This is a genomic window from Achromobacter sp. UBA5777 (assembly GCF_002418565.1).
GTDB lineage: Bacteria > Pseudomonadota > Gammaproteobacteria > Burkholderiales > Burkholderiaceae_B > Achromobacter > Achromobacter animicus.
Genome location: NZ_DIEJ01000291.1, coordinates 1 through 14421, shown reverse-complemented (window position 1 = coordinate 14421; position 14421 = coordinate 1). Strand labels below are relative to the sequence as shown.

At 64.8% G+C, this 14421-nt stretch carries 13 protein-coding genes; 7 read left to right on the top strand and 6 right to left on the bottom strand.

The features are described 5' to 3' along the window. Window positions 1–107 precede the first annotated feature (107 nt). The 5 genes from B3446_RS25450 to B3446_RS25430 all read left to right on the top strand — a co-directional run bounded on the left by B3446_RS25450 (window position 108) and on the right by B3446_RS25430 (window position 5132). Complete coding sequence (locus B3446_RS25450; protein ID WP_291386647.1) at window positions 108–1028, top strand: LysR family transcriptional regulator; 921 nt, start codon at window positions 108–110, stop codon at window positions 1026–1028. Window positions 1029–1226: 198 nt separating this feature from the next. Beyond that, the gene (locus tag B3446_RS25445; RefSeq protein ID WP_291386645.1) at window positions 1227–2225 is read left to right on the top strand and encodes a threonine ammonia-lyase; all 999 of its coding nucleotides are present in this window, start codon (window positions 1227–1229) and stop codon (window positions 2223–2225) included. A gap of 6 nt (window positions 2226–2231) precedes the next feature. Beyond that, window positions 2232–3299: a DUF4392 domain-containing protein gene (locus B3446_RS25440; RefSeq protein ID WP_291386643.1), complete on the top strand. Its 1068-nt coding sequence runs from the start codon at window positions 2232–2234 to the stop codon at window positions 3297–3299. Then, window positions 3296–3769: a RidA family protein gene (locus B3446_RS25435; protein ID WP_291386642.1), complete on the top strand. Its 474-nt coding sequence runs from the start codon at window positions 3296–3298 to the stop codon at window positions 3767–3769. The genes B3446_RS25440 and B3446_RS25435 overlap by 4 nt, the downstream gene beginning before the upstream one ends. Window positions 3770–3812: 43 nt before the next feature. Then, window positions 3813–5132, top strand: a complete 1320-nt coding sequence (locus B3446_RS25430; RefSeq protein ID WP_291386640.1) for an MFS transporter — start codon at window positions 3813–3815, stop codon at window positions 5130–5132. Window positions 5133–5149: 17 nt separating this feature from the next. On the opposite strand, the gene B3446_RS25425 is transcribed toward B3446_RS25430, so the two are convergent. From B3446_RS25425 to B3446_RS25405, 5 genes are all read right to left on the bottom strand, one after another. Next, a complete protein-coding gene (locus B3446_RS25425) occupies window positions 5150–6529 on the bottom strand; it encodes a four-carbon acid sugar kinase family protein (RefSeq protein WP_291386638.1) in 1380 nt (459 codons plus the stop codon). Continuing rightward, window positions 6526–7803, bottom strand: coding sequence for a ribulose-bisphosphate carboxylase large subunit family protein (locus tag B3446_RS25420; protein WP_291386636.1), 1278 nt, complete (start codon window positions 7801–7803; stop codon window positions 6526–6528). Before B3446_RS25420 ends, B3446_RS25425 begins: the two co-directional genes overlap by 4 nt. A gap of 25 nt (window positions 7804–7828) precedes the next feature. Then, window positions 7829–8368, bottom strand: coding sequence for a VOC family protein (locus B3446_RS25415; RefSeq protein WP_291386634.1), 540 nt, complete (start codon window positions 8366–8368; stop codon window positions 7829–7831). A gap of 66 nt (window positions 8369–8434) precedes the next feature. Next, window positions 8435–10315, bottom strand: a complete 1881-nt coding sequence (locus B3446_RS25410) for a TRAP transporter large permease subunit (protein WP_175183783.1) — start codon at window positions 10313–10315, stop codon at window positions 8435–8437. 11 nt (window positions 10316–10326) lie between these two features. Then, window positions 10327–11349 carry a TRAP transporter substrate-binding protein gene (locus B3446_RS25405; RefSeq protein WP_105239374.1) on the bottom strand — a complete coding sequence of 341 codons (1023 nt, stop codon included), beginning with the start codon at window positions 11347–11349 and terminating at the stop codon, window positions 10327–10329. A 112-nt stretch (window positions 11350–11461) separates the two neighbouring features. Here B3446_RS25405 and B3446_RS25400 point away from each other — a divergent pair, with 112 nt between their 5' ends. After that, window positions 11462–12523 carry a LacI family DNA-binding transcriptional regulator gene (locus B3446_RS25400; protein WP_191575532.1) on the top strand — a complete coding sequence of 354 codons (1062 nt, stop codon included), beginning with the start codon at window positions 11462–11464 and terminating at the stop codon, window positions 12521–12523. Between the two features lie 207 nt (window positions 12524–12730). Here B3446_RS25400 and B3446_RS25395 read toward each other — a convergent pair whose 3' ends face one another. Beyond that, a complete protein-coding gene (locus B3446_RS25395; protein WP_291386630.1) occupies window positions 12731–13579 on the bottom strand; it encodes a class I SAM-dependent methyltransferase in 849 nt (282 codons plus the stop codon). Window positions 13580–13740: 161 nt separating this feature from the next. Between B3446_RS25395 and B3446_RS25390 the strand changes: the two genes are divergently transcribed. Then, a partial coding sequence (locus B3446_RS25390) for an AfsR/SARP family transcriptional regulator (protein ID WP_414632421.1) occupies window positions 13741–14421 on the top strand: 681 nt, incomplete at its 3' end.

The following is a 14421-nucleotide window of genomic DNA, read 5'->3' as shown; positions in this document are numbered from 1 at the left end:
ACACCCGGGAATATAAAATTCGAGCCATGCGCCTGTGATCGTGCTGCGGGCTGCACAATAGCCGTCGAATCGGCGCCGCCGAACTTCCCCGCTGACGCGAAATCCAAATGAATTTCAAGAGCCTTGAGGTCTTTTACTGGGTGGTCAACTTCAGCAGCTTCAACAAAGCTGCGGCAAAACTGCACACCACTCAGCCTGCAGTCTCACAACGCATTGCGGCGTTGGAGAAGGAACTGGGTATCAAGGCGTTGGACCGGACGTCGCGCGCGGTAAAGCTCACCGCGAAGGGCCGCGTCCTGTATGGGTACGCCGAGCGTTTCATGGCGCTGCATTCGGAAATGATGATGAAGGTAGCTGAAGAGCAGGCGATCAGTGGAGTCATTCGTCTTGGCGTTGCCGAAACCATCGTTCATACCTGGCTGGTGGAGTTCCTGGAGCAATGCCGCAAGCGCTATCCCAATGTGATTATCGATTTTGTCGTGGATATCACGCCCACCCTGCGCGAAAACTTGAAGTCGGGTGAGTTGGACATGGCCTTCCTGCTCGGGCCATTGAATGACGATGTGCTGATTGAAAAGCCGCTTTGCAGCTACGAACTCAACTTTCTGTCGGCGCCTTCGCTGAAAGTGGGGAAAGAACCTTTGTCGAACAGCGAGGTAGCGCGGCATCCGCTGATCACTTTTCCCAAGCGGACCTACCCGTATACGTTTCTTCATCGGGAACTGACTACCCCCGAGCATGGCGCGCCTCGAATCTTCACCAACTGGTCCCTGTCCACCATCGTTCGCATGGCAGAGGATGGCTATGGCGTATGCGTTGTCCCGCGGTTGGCGGTAGCGAAGGAAGTGGCGCAGGGGCGGTTGAAGGTTCGGCGGGCGCAGATGCAACTGCGTGATCTGTCCTTTGCCGTGGCTTATGCGCCAGGCAGTGACCAACAGACGAAAGAGGCGCTGGCCGATCTTGCCGGCGAAATTGCGCGCGCTTCATCCGCTGGCAATCCGCGTGGGCGGAGAAAAGGCCGCCCGTAGCGGTTCCTTCACCTCGTCAACGTATTAGTGGTTTCCCTGATAACTGCGGGCTTCGTGCGCCCGCTGAAAGTGCACGCTCCTCGGAAAACTGTGATCAATAAGACAGCCTTATTGATTTCTATCCAAAGATAGGATTGGTTGTTATGAAACGACCGGGATGTAATGGGTGCGCAAAATCCCATTCAGCCAGGAGCAGCCTTGAATACCGCAGATCCCACATCCGCCTTTGCCATCACGCTTGGTGACGTGCAGCAGGCACACGAACGCATTCGTTCCCACATCGTGCGTACCCCATTGCTGGAGAGCGCATCGCTCAATGCAATGACGGGGGCGCGGGTGTTGGTCAAAGCCGAATCCTTGCAGAACGCCGGGGCCTTCAAGTTCCGGGGGGCCGTCAACCGGTTGTTGCAACTGTCCGACGCAGAAAAGCGAGCAGGCGTGGTGGCGTTTTCATCCGGCAACCACGCGCTGGCCACGTCGTTGGTGGCTCGCACGTTAGGCATTTCGGCGTCGATCATTATGCCGGCCGACGCGCCCCGGGCCAAGATTGAAGGCGCACGCGCGAACGGTGCGGAGGTGGTGCTGTACGACCGCCAGAAGGACGACCGCGAAGCGATTGGCGCGGAAATCGCTGGCAGGACCGGCGCCGTGATCGTTCCGCCCTATGACGACCCCCACATCATGGCCGGACAGGGCACCGTCGGCCTGGAAATCGTTGAGCAGGCCCGCGACATGGGCGCGCCGCTGGATATCGTGATTGCGGCGTCCAGCGGCGGCGGTCTGGTCGCTGGCGTGGCGACGGCCGTGAAGTCGCTGTCGCCCGAAACGGCGGTGTATGCCGGTGAACCAGCGGGCTTTGATGAACTGGCGCGATCGCTGGCATCCGGCCAGCCTGAAAGCAATGCGCCCGGCGCCAAGTCGATCTGCGACGCGCTGCAGGTGGTGAAGCCGGGCAAGCTGACCTTTCCGATCAACCTGGATCTGCTTTCAGGCAGCCTTGTCGTCACCGACGACGAGGTCAGGCGTGCAATGAAAGCCGCGTACCAGCACCTGCGTCTGGTGGTGGAGCCGGGCGGCGCCGTGCCGCTTGCCGCCGTGCTCGCGGGAAAAATTGACGTTGCGGGCAAGACCGTTGTCGTCGTACTGAGCGGCGGCAACGTCGATACCCCTGTTTTCATCGAGGCCTTGAACGCCTGACCTATCATGCTGAATTCTGAATCCAAGACATATCACCGCGTTGCACGCACCATCGACGACTTCATGCGCGTCGACTACACCGGCGTTGGACTGATCGGCAATCTCTACGAGGCGCTGCAGACGCGACAGCCTGGATATGCGTGCATGGGCGCTGCCGAGCGGTTGCAGAAGGCCTCCCAGGAAAGCGCCGGACCGATCCTGATCGCGACAGGTTTTCCGGAAGGCGGCGGTGCGCCTGAAACCGATGGCCCGATCGGTGCCGCGCTGATGGCCCGGGCCTTCTTCCTGGGGTTGCGTCGCGAGACCGTCATCGTCATCGACGAAGACTGGGAGGAGATGATGATCGCCACCTGCCGCGGCGCGGGCCTGGCGCCGATGCCATTCCCGGAAGATGGCGTCATCAAACCCTTCGATTTCTTGCGGCCGGTGTATATCAAGACGGTCCCCAAGGACGATCGCGGCGCACACGCAGTTTGCGACGCGCTGGTGACGATAACGCGTCCCTGCGCCGCGATCGCAATCGAACGGCCCGGGAAGAACGCCAAGGGCCTGTACCACGGGTTGGGCGGTCGCCCGCTGGACGGGCTGGTCGCCAATCTGGACTATCTGTTCGAGAAAATTCAGGCGGCAAAGATCCCGTTCATCGGCATCGGTGACGGCGGCAACGAGCTAGGCATGGGCGTGATTGCCGAGGACTTACCACGGTTTTCACCCAAGGCTGCGGATACCGGCACACCGGGACGCGGCGGCGTCGCCGCTGTCACGGCTGCCGACTGGCTGGTGGTGTCGAACATCTCCAATTTTGGTGCAACGGGCGTGGTGGCGGCGCTTGCTGCCTTGCTGGAGAACCCGGTGGTGTTCCACGAGCCCGAACTGGAAATCCGCAGCACCGAGCTGTGCGTCGCCAGCGGCGGCGTGGATGGGATGTTCATGGCCCCGGAGCCAGCGCATGACGGCATTGCCATGCAGGAGTACGCAGGGATGGTTCGCGCACTGCGTGGCAGTGTGATGCGTGCGCTGGGTCACTCGATCAACTGGCAGGGGCACCAGGGCGACTGGAGGCAACTGAAATGAGCGCAACCACCATCTCCGGTCGGCTGGCCGAACTGGGACTTGCATTGCCAACGGTCAATCCGCCGCGCGGCAGCTACGTTCCGGCCGTGCGCGCCGGAGACTTGCTGTTCGTCGCGGGGCAAGCGCCGCGGCGTAACGGCGTGCTGGAGTTCTCGGGCCGCGTGGGGCGCGATCTGAGCGTCGAGCAAGGCCGCGATGCCGCGGCGCTGTGCGCGCTCAACGTGCTCGGCCATCTGGCTCAGGCCTGCGGGGACGATTTGTCGCGCGTCGCCAGCTCGGTGCGGCTGGCCGGTGTGGTCAATTGCGCCGAGGACTTTGATGCCCATTCAAAGGTCCTGGACGGCGCATCGGACTTGCTGACCGCTGTGCTGGGCGAACGCGGCCTGCATGCGCGCATCGCCACCGGCGCTTCATCGCTGCCGTCGGGCATGGCGGTGGAAGTCGAAGCCATCTTCCAACTCAAACCATAAGTCGGGGCGGGGCGTCCGCCTGACATCCGCAAGGGGAAAATTCGTGCAAGCAACTCTGACTCAGCCCGCCTACGCGGGAAATGCGCCGGACCGGAATGCCGTCTACCGCAAGGTGGCGCTGCACATCATGCCGTTTCTCATGTTGTGCTACGTGGCGGCGTATCTGGACCGCATCAATATCGGCTTTGCCAAGCTGCATATGCTGAACGACCTGGGCTTCAGCGATGCCGTTTATGGCTTGGGCGCGGGACTGTTCTTTATCGGGTACCTGATCTTCGAGGTGCCCAGCAATCTGCTGATGATGCGCATCGGCGCCAAGCGGACGATTTCCCGCATCATGATTCTGTGGGGCATCATTTCGGCCTGCTTTGCCTTTGTCGAGACGCCGACGCAGTTCTACGTGTTGCGCTTCCTGCTGGGCGCGGCCGAAGCCGGCTTCTATCCTGGCGTGATCCTGTATCTGACCTATTGGTTTCCCGCAAACAAGCGAGCGAAGATGGTGGCGCTCTTTGTGGGGGCGGTGCCGTTGTCAGGCATGATCGGCGCGCCGCTTTCTGGCGCCATCATCGAATGGGGCCACGGAGCGCACTCGTTGGCTGGCTGGCAATGGATGTTCCTTATCGAAGCCGTGCCGTCGCTGATCCTCGGCCTGCTGTGCCTGAAGTATCTGGCCGACAGCCCCGCGGTTGCCCCATGGCTCACCCAGGGCGAGCGCGAGTTGGTGGAAGGCGAACTCCAGGCCGAGCGCGAGCTCACCCGCCACGACAAGTCCACCGTGTCGCTCGCGGCCACGCTGAAAGACCGGCGGGTGTGGAAGATGACCAGCATCTGCTTCTGCTCGGCCATCTGCTCTTACGGCGTGTCGTTCTGGCTACCCACGCTTGTGCAGCAGCTGAACGTGGGGGACGTCATGCACGTGGGTCTTTACACCGCAGTGCCGTTCACCGCGGCTTTCGTGGTGATGTATCTGATCGGCCGCAGTTCCGATCGCATGCGCGAGCGCCGCTGGCATCTGGTTGGACCGTTCACCTGCGTGTGCGTCGGCTTGATTGGCAGTGTCTGGTTCCATGGGTCGATGGGGCTGGCGCTTCTATCGCTGACCATCGCCGCCGTCGGCGCCTACAGCACGACGTCCATGCTGTTCACGATTCCCGGACTGTTTCTTTCGGGCGTCGGCATGGCAGCGGGCGTGGCACTGATCAACTGCTTCGGAGGACTGGGCGGATTTGTCAGCCCGTATGTCGTCGGTGTCGTCAAGGATGTCACAGGCAGCACCGATAATGGCGTGATATTCATCGCGTGCGTGGCAATGATCGGTGCGGCTCTTACGTTGACGCTGCCCAAGAAGCTGGTGAATCGTTGAGCCGATGAGTTGGCCTCTCAGGCGTCGCCTGCGGCCAACGCATCAAACAGGCGATCCCCGCCCATTTGCCCGCCCTTGAGCATCAGCTCAATGCCGTCGATCACAGGGTCGTCGCTGCGTGCAACGCTGACCGTCACCCCCGGCGCCAGCACGCAGCGAAACGCCAGTCCCCACAATCCCAAGGCAAGCGTCGCCTGGCTGGAAGTGTCTCCACCGGCGATGCCGATGCGATTCAGCCGTTGACCGGCTGTTGCGCTGGCGCGCACGATGTCCGCGGCGAGGCTGGCGGTGGCGCGGGCTGTTGCGGCGGTCTGGTCTGCGCTGACCGTGCCGACAGGCCTGTCGGTATGCACCAGGACGTTGCGGCCTTCGGCCAATGTCACGGCGGCCAACGCAACCTGTTGCGCGGCATAGCCGGCATCAGCCAGCAGCCGCGCGACTTGCAGCGGTTGGCGCGTATAGCTTTCGGAAGCGGCGATCTGCCGGGCGGTGACAGGCGACAGGCTGCCCGCGACAACCAGCACCGGGCCGTCCGACGGGCGGAGTGGGGCAGCCTGCGTAGCGGGGGCTTGTCCGGTGGGCCGGGCGCGAGCCAGAGCTTGCTGCACGCTGCTCGGGCCGACAGCCACCAGAGGGGCGCGGGCTGCGGCGCGTTGGATCAGGCGGCCGATCGCGGCGAGCTGCGATTCGTCCACCAGATCCAGCAGCAGCGGTCCGTCCGCACTCTCCGTGACCTGTTCGATCCACGCATCGAGCGCGGCTAAGTCGGTACCGGAACTCACGGCGGAGTCCGTACCCGTGTTCACTTCCAAGTTCGCACTCGGGGGATAAGCAACATGCGGCACCGACCGCACGTCCTCTAGCCCCTGCGCTTCCAGATGCCGCCGTAAATCCGCCTCGTGCATCGGCGTGACAGGATGCATGCTCATCACGGGATGGCGATCAATGCGATGAATCTCGGGCGCAGTCCCCGCGCGCGCAAACAGATTCCCAAAGCTGCAATACCGGCCAATGCTGGGTTGCCCGCCAACGATCGGCACGATGGGATTCGCGAAATGCCGACGCAGCTCGCGCACCGCCACGCCGATGCTGCCGACATGCGGTGCGCTGTCGAAGGTGGAACAGCACTTGTAATGCAGCACGCGCGCGCCGGTGCTGGCCATGAACGCGCCAACCGCGCGCAGTTCCTCGACCATCTCCGCCGGCGCCATCCCACGCGCGGCGCCGGCGATGCCGATGGCGTCCAATGGCCCGGCCCGTTCCAGTTGCGCAGAAGAAGGCACGCCCAAAAACAGCAGGCTGCGCAGGCCCGCCCGCGCGACCTCGGCGAGCGTGTCAGTGGCGCCGGTGAAATCGTCGCCATACCAGCACACCTGCGGCGCGGTGCCGCCAATCATGCGCGGCTTCCAAAAAATTCCAGCGCGCGCTGCAACTCAGGCGCGTTGCGGGCGTAGTCTTCCAGCCGCTGGTTGTCGCGCACGGCGTGCCACGCCTGACGAATGCTCTGCACCCCAGCCGCCGGACCATCCGGATGCGCCAGAATGCCCCCGCCCGACATGAACAGCAGGTCGTCGCTGCGCACGGCCGCCCACGTGGCGGGCACCGTGCCGGCCCACTGACCCGACGAGAAAGCAGGCATGACGGCGTCGTCGATCCCCGGTGTCAACGACGCCAGGCAATCGCGCGCCGAGTCCACGACTTCGCTGTCTTCCTGCGAGAACTTGCCTTGCAACCCGTGCACGTGCATATGGTCCACGCCCGCCAGCCGCCACAGCGTCTGATACGCCTGAAATCCCATGCCCAGCAGCGGATGGCGAGACAGCGCGCCGAACCCATTGCGATGGCCATGCAGCGCCAGCGGCGTGCTGCGGCGCAAAGTCTGGATGGCGGAATAGCCGCACCAATTCAGGCTGGCCATGACGCAGGTGCCTCCTTCGCGTTCGATCAGGTCGGCGTGCCGGCGCATGGCGTCGGTTTCGTCGGTGATGTTGAACGCGACCATCACGTTGCGGCCGGTGCGTTCGCGGTGCGCGCGCACCACGGCCATTACGGCGGCCACGCGCTGGGCGAGGGGGGCGTGGGCCGGGTTGGCGCACACCTCGTCGTCTTTGATGAAGTCCACGCCGGCCGCGCACAGCTGCGCCACCAGGTGCGCGGTCTGCTCGGGCGAGAGGCCAACGTTGGGTTTGATGATGGTGCCGACCAGCGGACCCTTGTCCACGCCGGTCAGCGCGCGCGTGCCGGCGATGCCGACCTGGGGCAGGTCGAACTGCGCGCGGTAGTTGGCGGGCAGCTCCATGCTTTCGAGCCGCAGGCCGGTGACTTCGCCCAGGTCGTACAGATTGCCGCCGACGGTGGCGGCCAGCGTGGGCAGGTTGGCGCCCACGTTGGCGACGGGAAAGGCAATGCGAATCCGTGCGCGCTGGAATTTGCCGGGCATGCCGCCCGGCTGTCGCGCGAGATATGCATTGGGCAGGCTGGGCGAGTCGACCGTTTCCAGTGTTTCGATGGATTCGATGCGGGCGCGTGCGCGGGCGCGCAGCTCGTCGGTTTCGCCCTGCACGCGCGTGAAGGTGCCGCAGGACTGCTCGCCGGCCATGACCTCCGCGACCTTGGCGGGGTCGACGGGGGTTTCAATCAGGTAGGTGGCGGTAAACGATTGGGAATTCATGGTGGCGGTGTGCGGCAGGGGCGTATCAGAGGCGGCTGAGGTCGGGAAAGGCGCGGACGGGGTCCTTGCCGTCCCAGTTGACCGAGCTTTCGCGGATCAGGTCGAAGAGGCGGCCCTTGGGGCCGGCCACTTCGGAGAGCTCGATGACGGTGCCGGGGTGGTATTCGGTGTCGAAGTAAATGAAGCGGCCTTTTTCGCCGACTTCGCCGCTCATCTTGGGCTTGAAGCCTTGCGCCAGCAGGCGCTCGAGGTCAGCGTCGTAGCTTTCGGTCCAGTAGGCGACGTGCTGCAGGCCGGTGCGGCCGGCTTGCAGGAAATCGCGGTACATGGAGGGCACGTCGTTGCGGGTCTGGATCAGCTCGACCTGCACATAGCCCGAGTTGGCCAGGGCGACGGAGTTGTGCGGGTCGTGGCGTTCGCCGTCGTATTGGTAATTGACGATGGGCACGCGCGGGTTGTAGTACCAGGGACCCACGCCGAGCTTGGTGCTCCAGTAGTCCATGGCGGCTTCGATGTCGTGCACGACATAACCGAGTTGGCGGATCTCGCCCAGGAAACGACTCATGTTGGATCTTTATAAAAGGGTGGCTGAGAGACGGGAGGGGCGCGGCCCGCAAGGGGCCGCGCCGCGTCACAGGAAACCGATGGAGAACCAGGGGAAGGCGGCGACGACGATCAGGCCGATCAGCAGCGCGCCGATGTAGCCCCAGATCGGCCGGATGCCTTCGTTGGGATCGACGCGGCTGATGGCGCACGCGCCGTAGTAGCCGACACCGAAGGGTGGGGCGAAGAGGCCGATACCCATGGCGAAGATCACGACCATCGCGTAATGAACTTCATGCACGCCGGCCTGCACCGCGATCGGGAACAGCAGCGGGCCGAACAGCACGATGGCGGGAATGCCTTCCAGCACGCTGCCCAGGATGATGAAGGCCACGATGGAGACGGCCAGGAAGCCGTAGCTACCGCCGGGCATGCCTGCCATCAGCTTGGCCAGATCGCCCGAGAAGCCCGATTGCGTCAGCGCCCAGGCCATGGCGGTGGCGCAGCCCACGATCAGCATGATGGCGCCGGACAGGGACGCGGTCTCGATCAGCATGGGCTTGACTCGCGCCCAGTCGAAGCAGCGGTAGATCACAAGGCCCACGACGACGGAGTACACGATGCCGATGGTGGAGACCTCGGTGGCGGTCGCCACGCCTTCGACGACGGCGGCGCGGATCACGAACGGCAGGGCCACGGCGGGCAGCGCGATCATGAAGAAGCGGCCGATCTCCTTGAAGGTGAAGCGCTGGACGAGGCTCAGGTCTTCCTTGCGGTAGCGCCACCACACCACGCCGCACAGGGCCAGGCCCAGCACGACGGCGGGCAGCAGGCCGCCCGTGAACAGCGCGGCGATCGACACGCCGGTCACCGAACCGATGGTGATCAACACGATGGACGGCGGAATCGTCTCGGTCTGCGCGCCGGTGGCGGACAGCAGGGCGACCAGATCGCCAGGCTTGGCGCCGCGCTTTTTCATTTCGGGGAACAGCACGGGCGCGATGGCCGCCATGTCGGCGATCTTCGAGCCCGAGATGCCGGACACCAGATACATGGCGCCGATCAGCACGTAGGACAGCCCGCCGCGCACGTGGCCCAGCAGGCTGGCCAGGAACTGGATCATGGCGCGTGCCATGCCCGTCATTTCGATGAGCGAGCCCAGGAAAATGAACAGCGGCACTGCGAGCAGCATCAGGTGCGACATGCCTTCGTCCAGCCGGCCCACCATGACGACCATCGGCGTGTTGGTGGTCAGCGCCAGGTACGAGAAGGTGGCAAGCGCGAACGAGAATGCGATCGGCACGCCCGAGAACACGGTGGCGGCGACGATGCCCACGAAGAAGATCACCAGGTTCAGCTTGCCCAGTCCGGAGAACAGGGGCTGCGCGAGCCAGAACAGGCCCACGACCGCCGCCACGCCAGCCAGCGCCATCGCCACCTGCGGCAGCGGCTGCGTGCGCAAGAGGCGCAGCAGCGCGATGATGCCCATCAGGCCCATGCCGACCGGAATCGCCGAGGCGCGCCACGCGTTGCTCAGTTCCAGCGCCGGCGTGATGATGAAGTGTTCTTCATGCGCGTACTCGATGGCGGGCGCCAGGATCAGCACCAGGAACGCCAGCGACGCCGCAAGCGCTGCGGTTTCAAGCTGCGCGCGACGCGCCGGGCTGACGTTGTTCACCAGCGCCGTCATGCGCATGTGCTCGCCGCGCCGCAACGCCACGACGGCGCCCAGCATGGACAGCCAAAGGAACAGGATCGAAGCCAGTTCGTCGGACCAGACCAGCGGGCTGTGGAACGCGTAGCGCGCCACCACGCCCGCAAACAGCACGAGGATCTCGACCAGCACGATGGCCGCGGCAACGTGTTCGACCACGGTGCCCAACACGCTGTCGAGCGCGCCGGCCGCCCGGCGCAGGGGATTGGCCGGCAGCGCGGGCGCCGCGGCGTGGGGAGCGGACAGGGAGGACATGGCGCGCGACCTCAGGCCAGCTTGCCGACGGACTGCTCCAAGAGGCCCCAGGCCTCATTGCCGAACCGGCCTTGCCATTCCTTGTAGAAGCCCGCGGTGCGCAGCTGTTCGCGGAAGCTGTCGGCGGACGGCTGGTTGAACACCAGACCCTTTGATTCCAGGTCTGCCTGCACCGAGGCGTTGAGTTTCTTGATGTCTTCGCGCTGGGCCAGGCCGGCTTCGTTGATGCCGCGCGCCACCACCGTCTTCAGGTCGGCGGGCAGGCCTTCCCACATGCGGCCGTTGGCGATGAACCAGTAGCCGTCCCAGATGTGCTTGGTCAGCGAGCAGTACTTCTGCACTTCGTACAGCTTGGCGACCTGGATGATGGGCAGCGGGTTTTCCTGCGCGTCCACCACCTTGGTCTGCAGCGACGAGTAGACCTCGCTGAACTGCAGGCTGGCGGGCGCGGCGCCCAGGCCCTTGAACATGGAGATCGGCAGCGAGCTCACCGGCACGCGGATCTTCAGGCCGTCCATGTCGGCGGCCGTATTGACCGGACCCTTGCTGCTGGTGGTCTGGCGGAAGCCGTTGTCCCACATCTTTTCAAAGGCGTAGAGCTTGCGCTGCGCGATGGCGGCGCGCACGTGGGCGCCCAGCGCGCCGTCCATGGCGTTCCAGACCTGGTCGTAGTCCTTGAACGCGAAGCCGACGGCGTTGATGGCGGCCACCGGCACCAGTGTGGCGATCACCAGGGCGGACGGCGTGAAGAAGTCGATGCCGCCGGAACGCACCTGGGCCAGCATGTCGGTGTCGCCGCCCAGCTGGTTGTTCGGAAAGATCTTGATGTCGACGCGGCCGTTGCTTTCCTTGAGGATGCGTTCGGCCGCTTCCTGGGCGCGGATGTTCAGCGGATGCGTCACCGGCAGGTTGTTGCCGTACTTGAGCGAGTAATCGGCGGCGCGGGCGATCAGCGGAAAGCCGGTGCCGGCGACGGCGAGGGCGGGAACCGCGCAAAGGCGGCGCAGGGCACTGCGGCGAGTAAGCAGCTTCATGGTTGTCTCCGTTGTCTTGCTTATGATGTTTTTTGATGTGCCACAAAACCGCCTTAGCCCTGCGGCACTGTGGACAATAGTGAATAGGCGCTATCATCGTCAAATCTTATTCATGATGGTTTTTGATGTGAATAGAAGCGCCTCCTCTCGTGGACTCGCCAAGCTGGCGGACGTGGCTGCCCGCGCGGGCGTGTCGACGGCCACGGCCGATCGCGTGCTGAATCGCCGGCCCGGCGTGCGCCCGGCCACCGCGCAAAAGGTCTTCAAGGCCGCCATCGAACTGGATTACCTGCCGGACGACGAGGTGTACGCGGCTCCCGCGCCCGAGCCAATGCGGCTGGTGTTCCTGTTGCCGCGCGGCAGCAATCGCTATCTGCGCATGCTGGGCGATACCGTCAACTTTGCGCACGAGCACTTTGCGCCGTTGAATGCCAAGTGCCATGTCGAGTACGTGGAAAGCTTCAATCCCGACGCGTTGGCGCAGGCGCTGGCCAAACATGGCAAGCGGGCCGACGGAATTGCGTTCATGGCGCTGGAGCACCCCGTGGTGCGCGAGGCCGTGAATGCGCTGGCGCAGCAGGGCGTGCCGACGGTGACGCTGATCTCGGACATCGCCAACAGTGCGCGCACGGCTTACGTGGGGTTGGACAATCGGGCCGCCGGGCGCACGGCCGGCTATCTGATTGCGCGCTTTATCGGGATGCGCGCGGCGCATGTGGCGCTGATCGCGGGCTCGCGGCATTACCGCGCCCATGAAGAGCGGGAAAGCGGATTTCTGCAGCTCTACGCCGAACAATTCCAAGCCATGCAGGTGGTGGACCTGCGCGAAGGCTATGACGACGCGCAGCGCAACTACGAGCAGACGCGGCAGTTGCTGGAGCAGTATCCGCAGCTTGCCGGGATTTACAACATCGGCGGCGCGTCAGACGGGGTGGCCCGCGCGCTGAAAGAAGCAGGGCAGCAGCACCGGGTTGTTTTCATCGGGCATGGACTGACGCCCGACACGCGTTCACTGCTGATCGACGGCACGATGGACGCCGTGATCACGCAAAGCCCGATGGAGGCGCTGATGAGCTGCGTGCGCATTTTCAGCAATCTGCGGGATAAGCGCAGCGCGATGAATGGGGTGGAATTGGCGCGTAGCCAGGTGATATTCCGGGAGAACCTGCCGTAGGGGTAGGGGCGGGCGTATTATTTCGGCTATGGGCTCGCACCCAGTGCGGCAGCGGCGGGGCACGCCGCTGCCTACTTCAACGGATGGTTCCTCTACAACGGTTGCCCGGCGCTTGCCGGCGGACGGCCGTGAAGGCGCTGCGCCATGGACCACACAGCCGACCGCCAGGCCGATCCCGCCGCTTGCGAGGCGGGGTTTGACGCGCGATCACCGGCGGGTGATCACGATTTCCATGTACTCGCTGGGCACCACGACCGCCGAATCGCCGGAGCGGTTGAAGCGTTCGATCTGCGCGGTGATATCGGCCGTCAGCGCCGTCTGCGCCGCGGGTTCCAGCGCGCCGAAGGCTTTGAGCAGCGGGCCGTAGTAGGTCTTGAAGACCTGCATCCAGTGCTCGGGCGAGCGGTAGCGGAACACGAAGTGGCGCGGTTCGCACTGAATCGACGCGGCTTGCGATCCGAACATCTCTTCGATGCGCGCCTTGGTGCCCCAGAGCGCGGGCGACTTGACGCCGGCGGGCGGGGGCAGGTGTTTGCCGATGGTCTTGAAGATCTGGCCGATGAAGCCGTCGGGCGTCCAGTTGGCCAGCCCGATCTTGCCGCCGTGCTTGCACACGCGCATCAGTTCGGCCGCGGCCTTGTCCTGGTCTGCCGTGAACATCACCCCGAAGGTCGACATGACGACGTCGAACGCGGCGTCAGGGAAGGGCAGCGCCTCGGCGTCGGCCTCCTGGAATTCGATCTTCAGGCGTTCCGCGGCGGCGCGTTCGCGGCCGCGGCTGAGCAGCGTGGGCACGTAGTCGGTCGACGTGACGTCGCACCAGCGGCGGGCGGCGGCCAGCGTGGCATTGCCGTTGCCGGCGGCAACGTCCAGCACCTTCTGGCCGGCGCGGACATCAAGGGCTTCGCAAAGCTGTTCTCCTACGATCTGCAGCGTGGTGCCGACGACGGCGTAGTCCCCGGAGGACCAGGTGCCCTGCTGGCGGGTCTTCAAGGCGGCCAGGTCGGGCTGTGCGGTTTCGCGCACGTCACTGGTGGCAAGGGAGGAAATGGACATGGTGACTCTCCGTTATTGCGTGGGGTGCGCGACAGCATCCATTGCCAGCGCGCCGGGGTGATGCAACCAGCGCCGCGAAGGAATTCGCGTGCCGTGCGCCCCGGAAACCACGATAAAAACCGAGCGTGGAGGCGAGCGTGGTAGCGGGCGTGGAATCTGGCGTGGATTCGACCGGCGCGAGCATCCACGTGCGCATGCTGGGACCGCTGGCGATCAGCCGCGGCGGCGCGCCGCTGGCCTTGCCGCCGTCGCGCAAACTACGGGCGCTGATCGCCTACCTGGCGCTGGCCCCGAACGCCGTGATGCGGGCGCACCTGTGCGAATTGCTGTGGGATATTCCGAACGATCCGCGCGGCGAGCTGCGTTGGTGCCTGAGCAAGGCGCGCGGCCTGCTGGATGAGCCGGGCCGCCGCCGGGTCGAGACGGTGCAGGACGCGGTGCGCCTCGACCTGTCCGATTGCCGCGTGGATGTCCTGGACATCGGCGCGGCGATGCAGGACGGCATCGACAAGGCGGATCCCGACAGGCTGCGCGCCCTGTCGGCGCTGTTCCAGGGCGATTTCCTGGAAGGCCTGGAGATCGGCCGCAGTCCGTTCTTCCATAGTTGGCAGACCGCGCAGCGGCGGCGCCTGCGGGCCTGCCATGCGGCCGTGCTGGCGCACCAGGCCGCAAGCCTGCCGGCGGGCGCGGAAGAACGCTTCGCCTGCCTGGACAAGTGGCTGCAATTGGCGCCGTTCGATTCACAGGCGCATGAACTGATGCTGGACGCGCTGGGCCTGCGCGGGCAGTGGCGCGAAGGCGAGGAACATCTGGCTGCGGCCGTGCGCGCGTTTGAGGCCGAG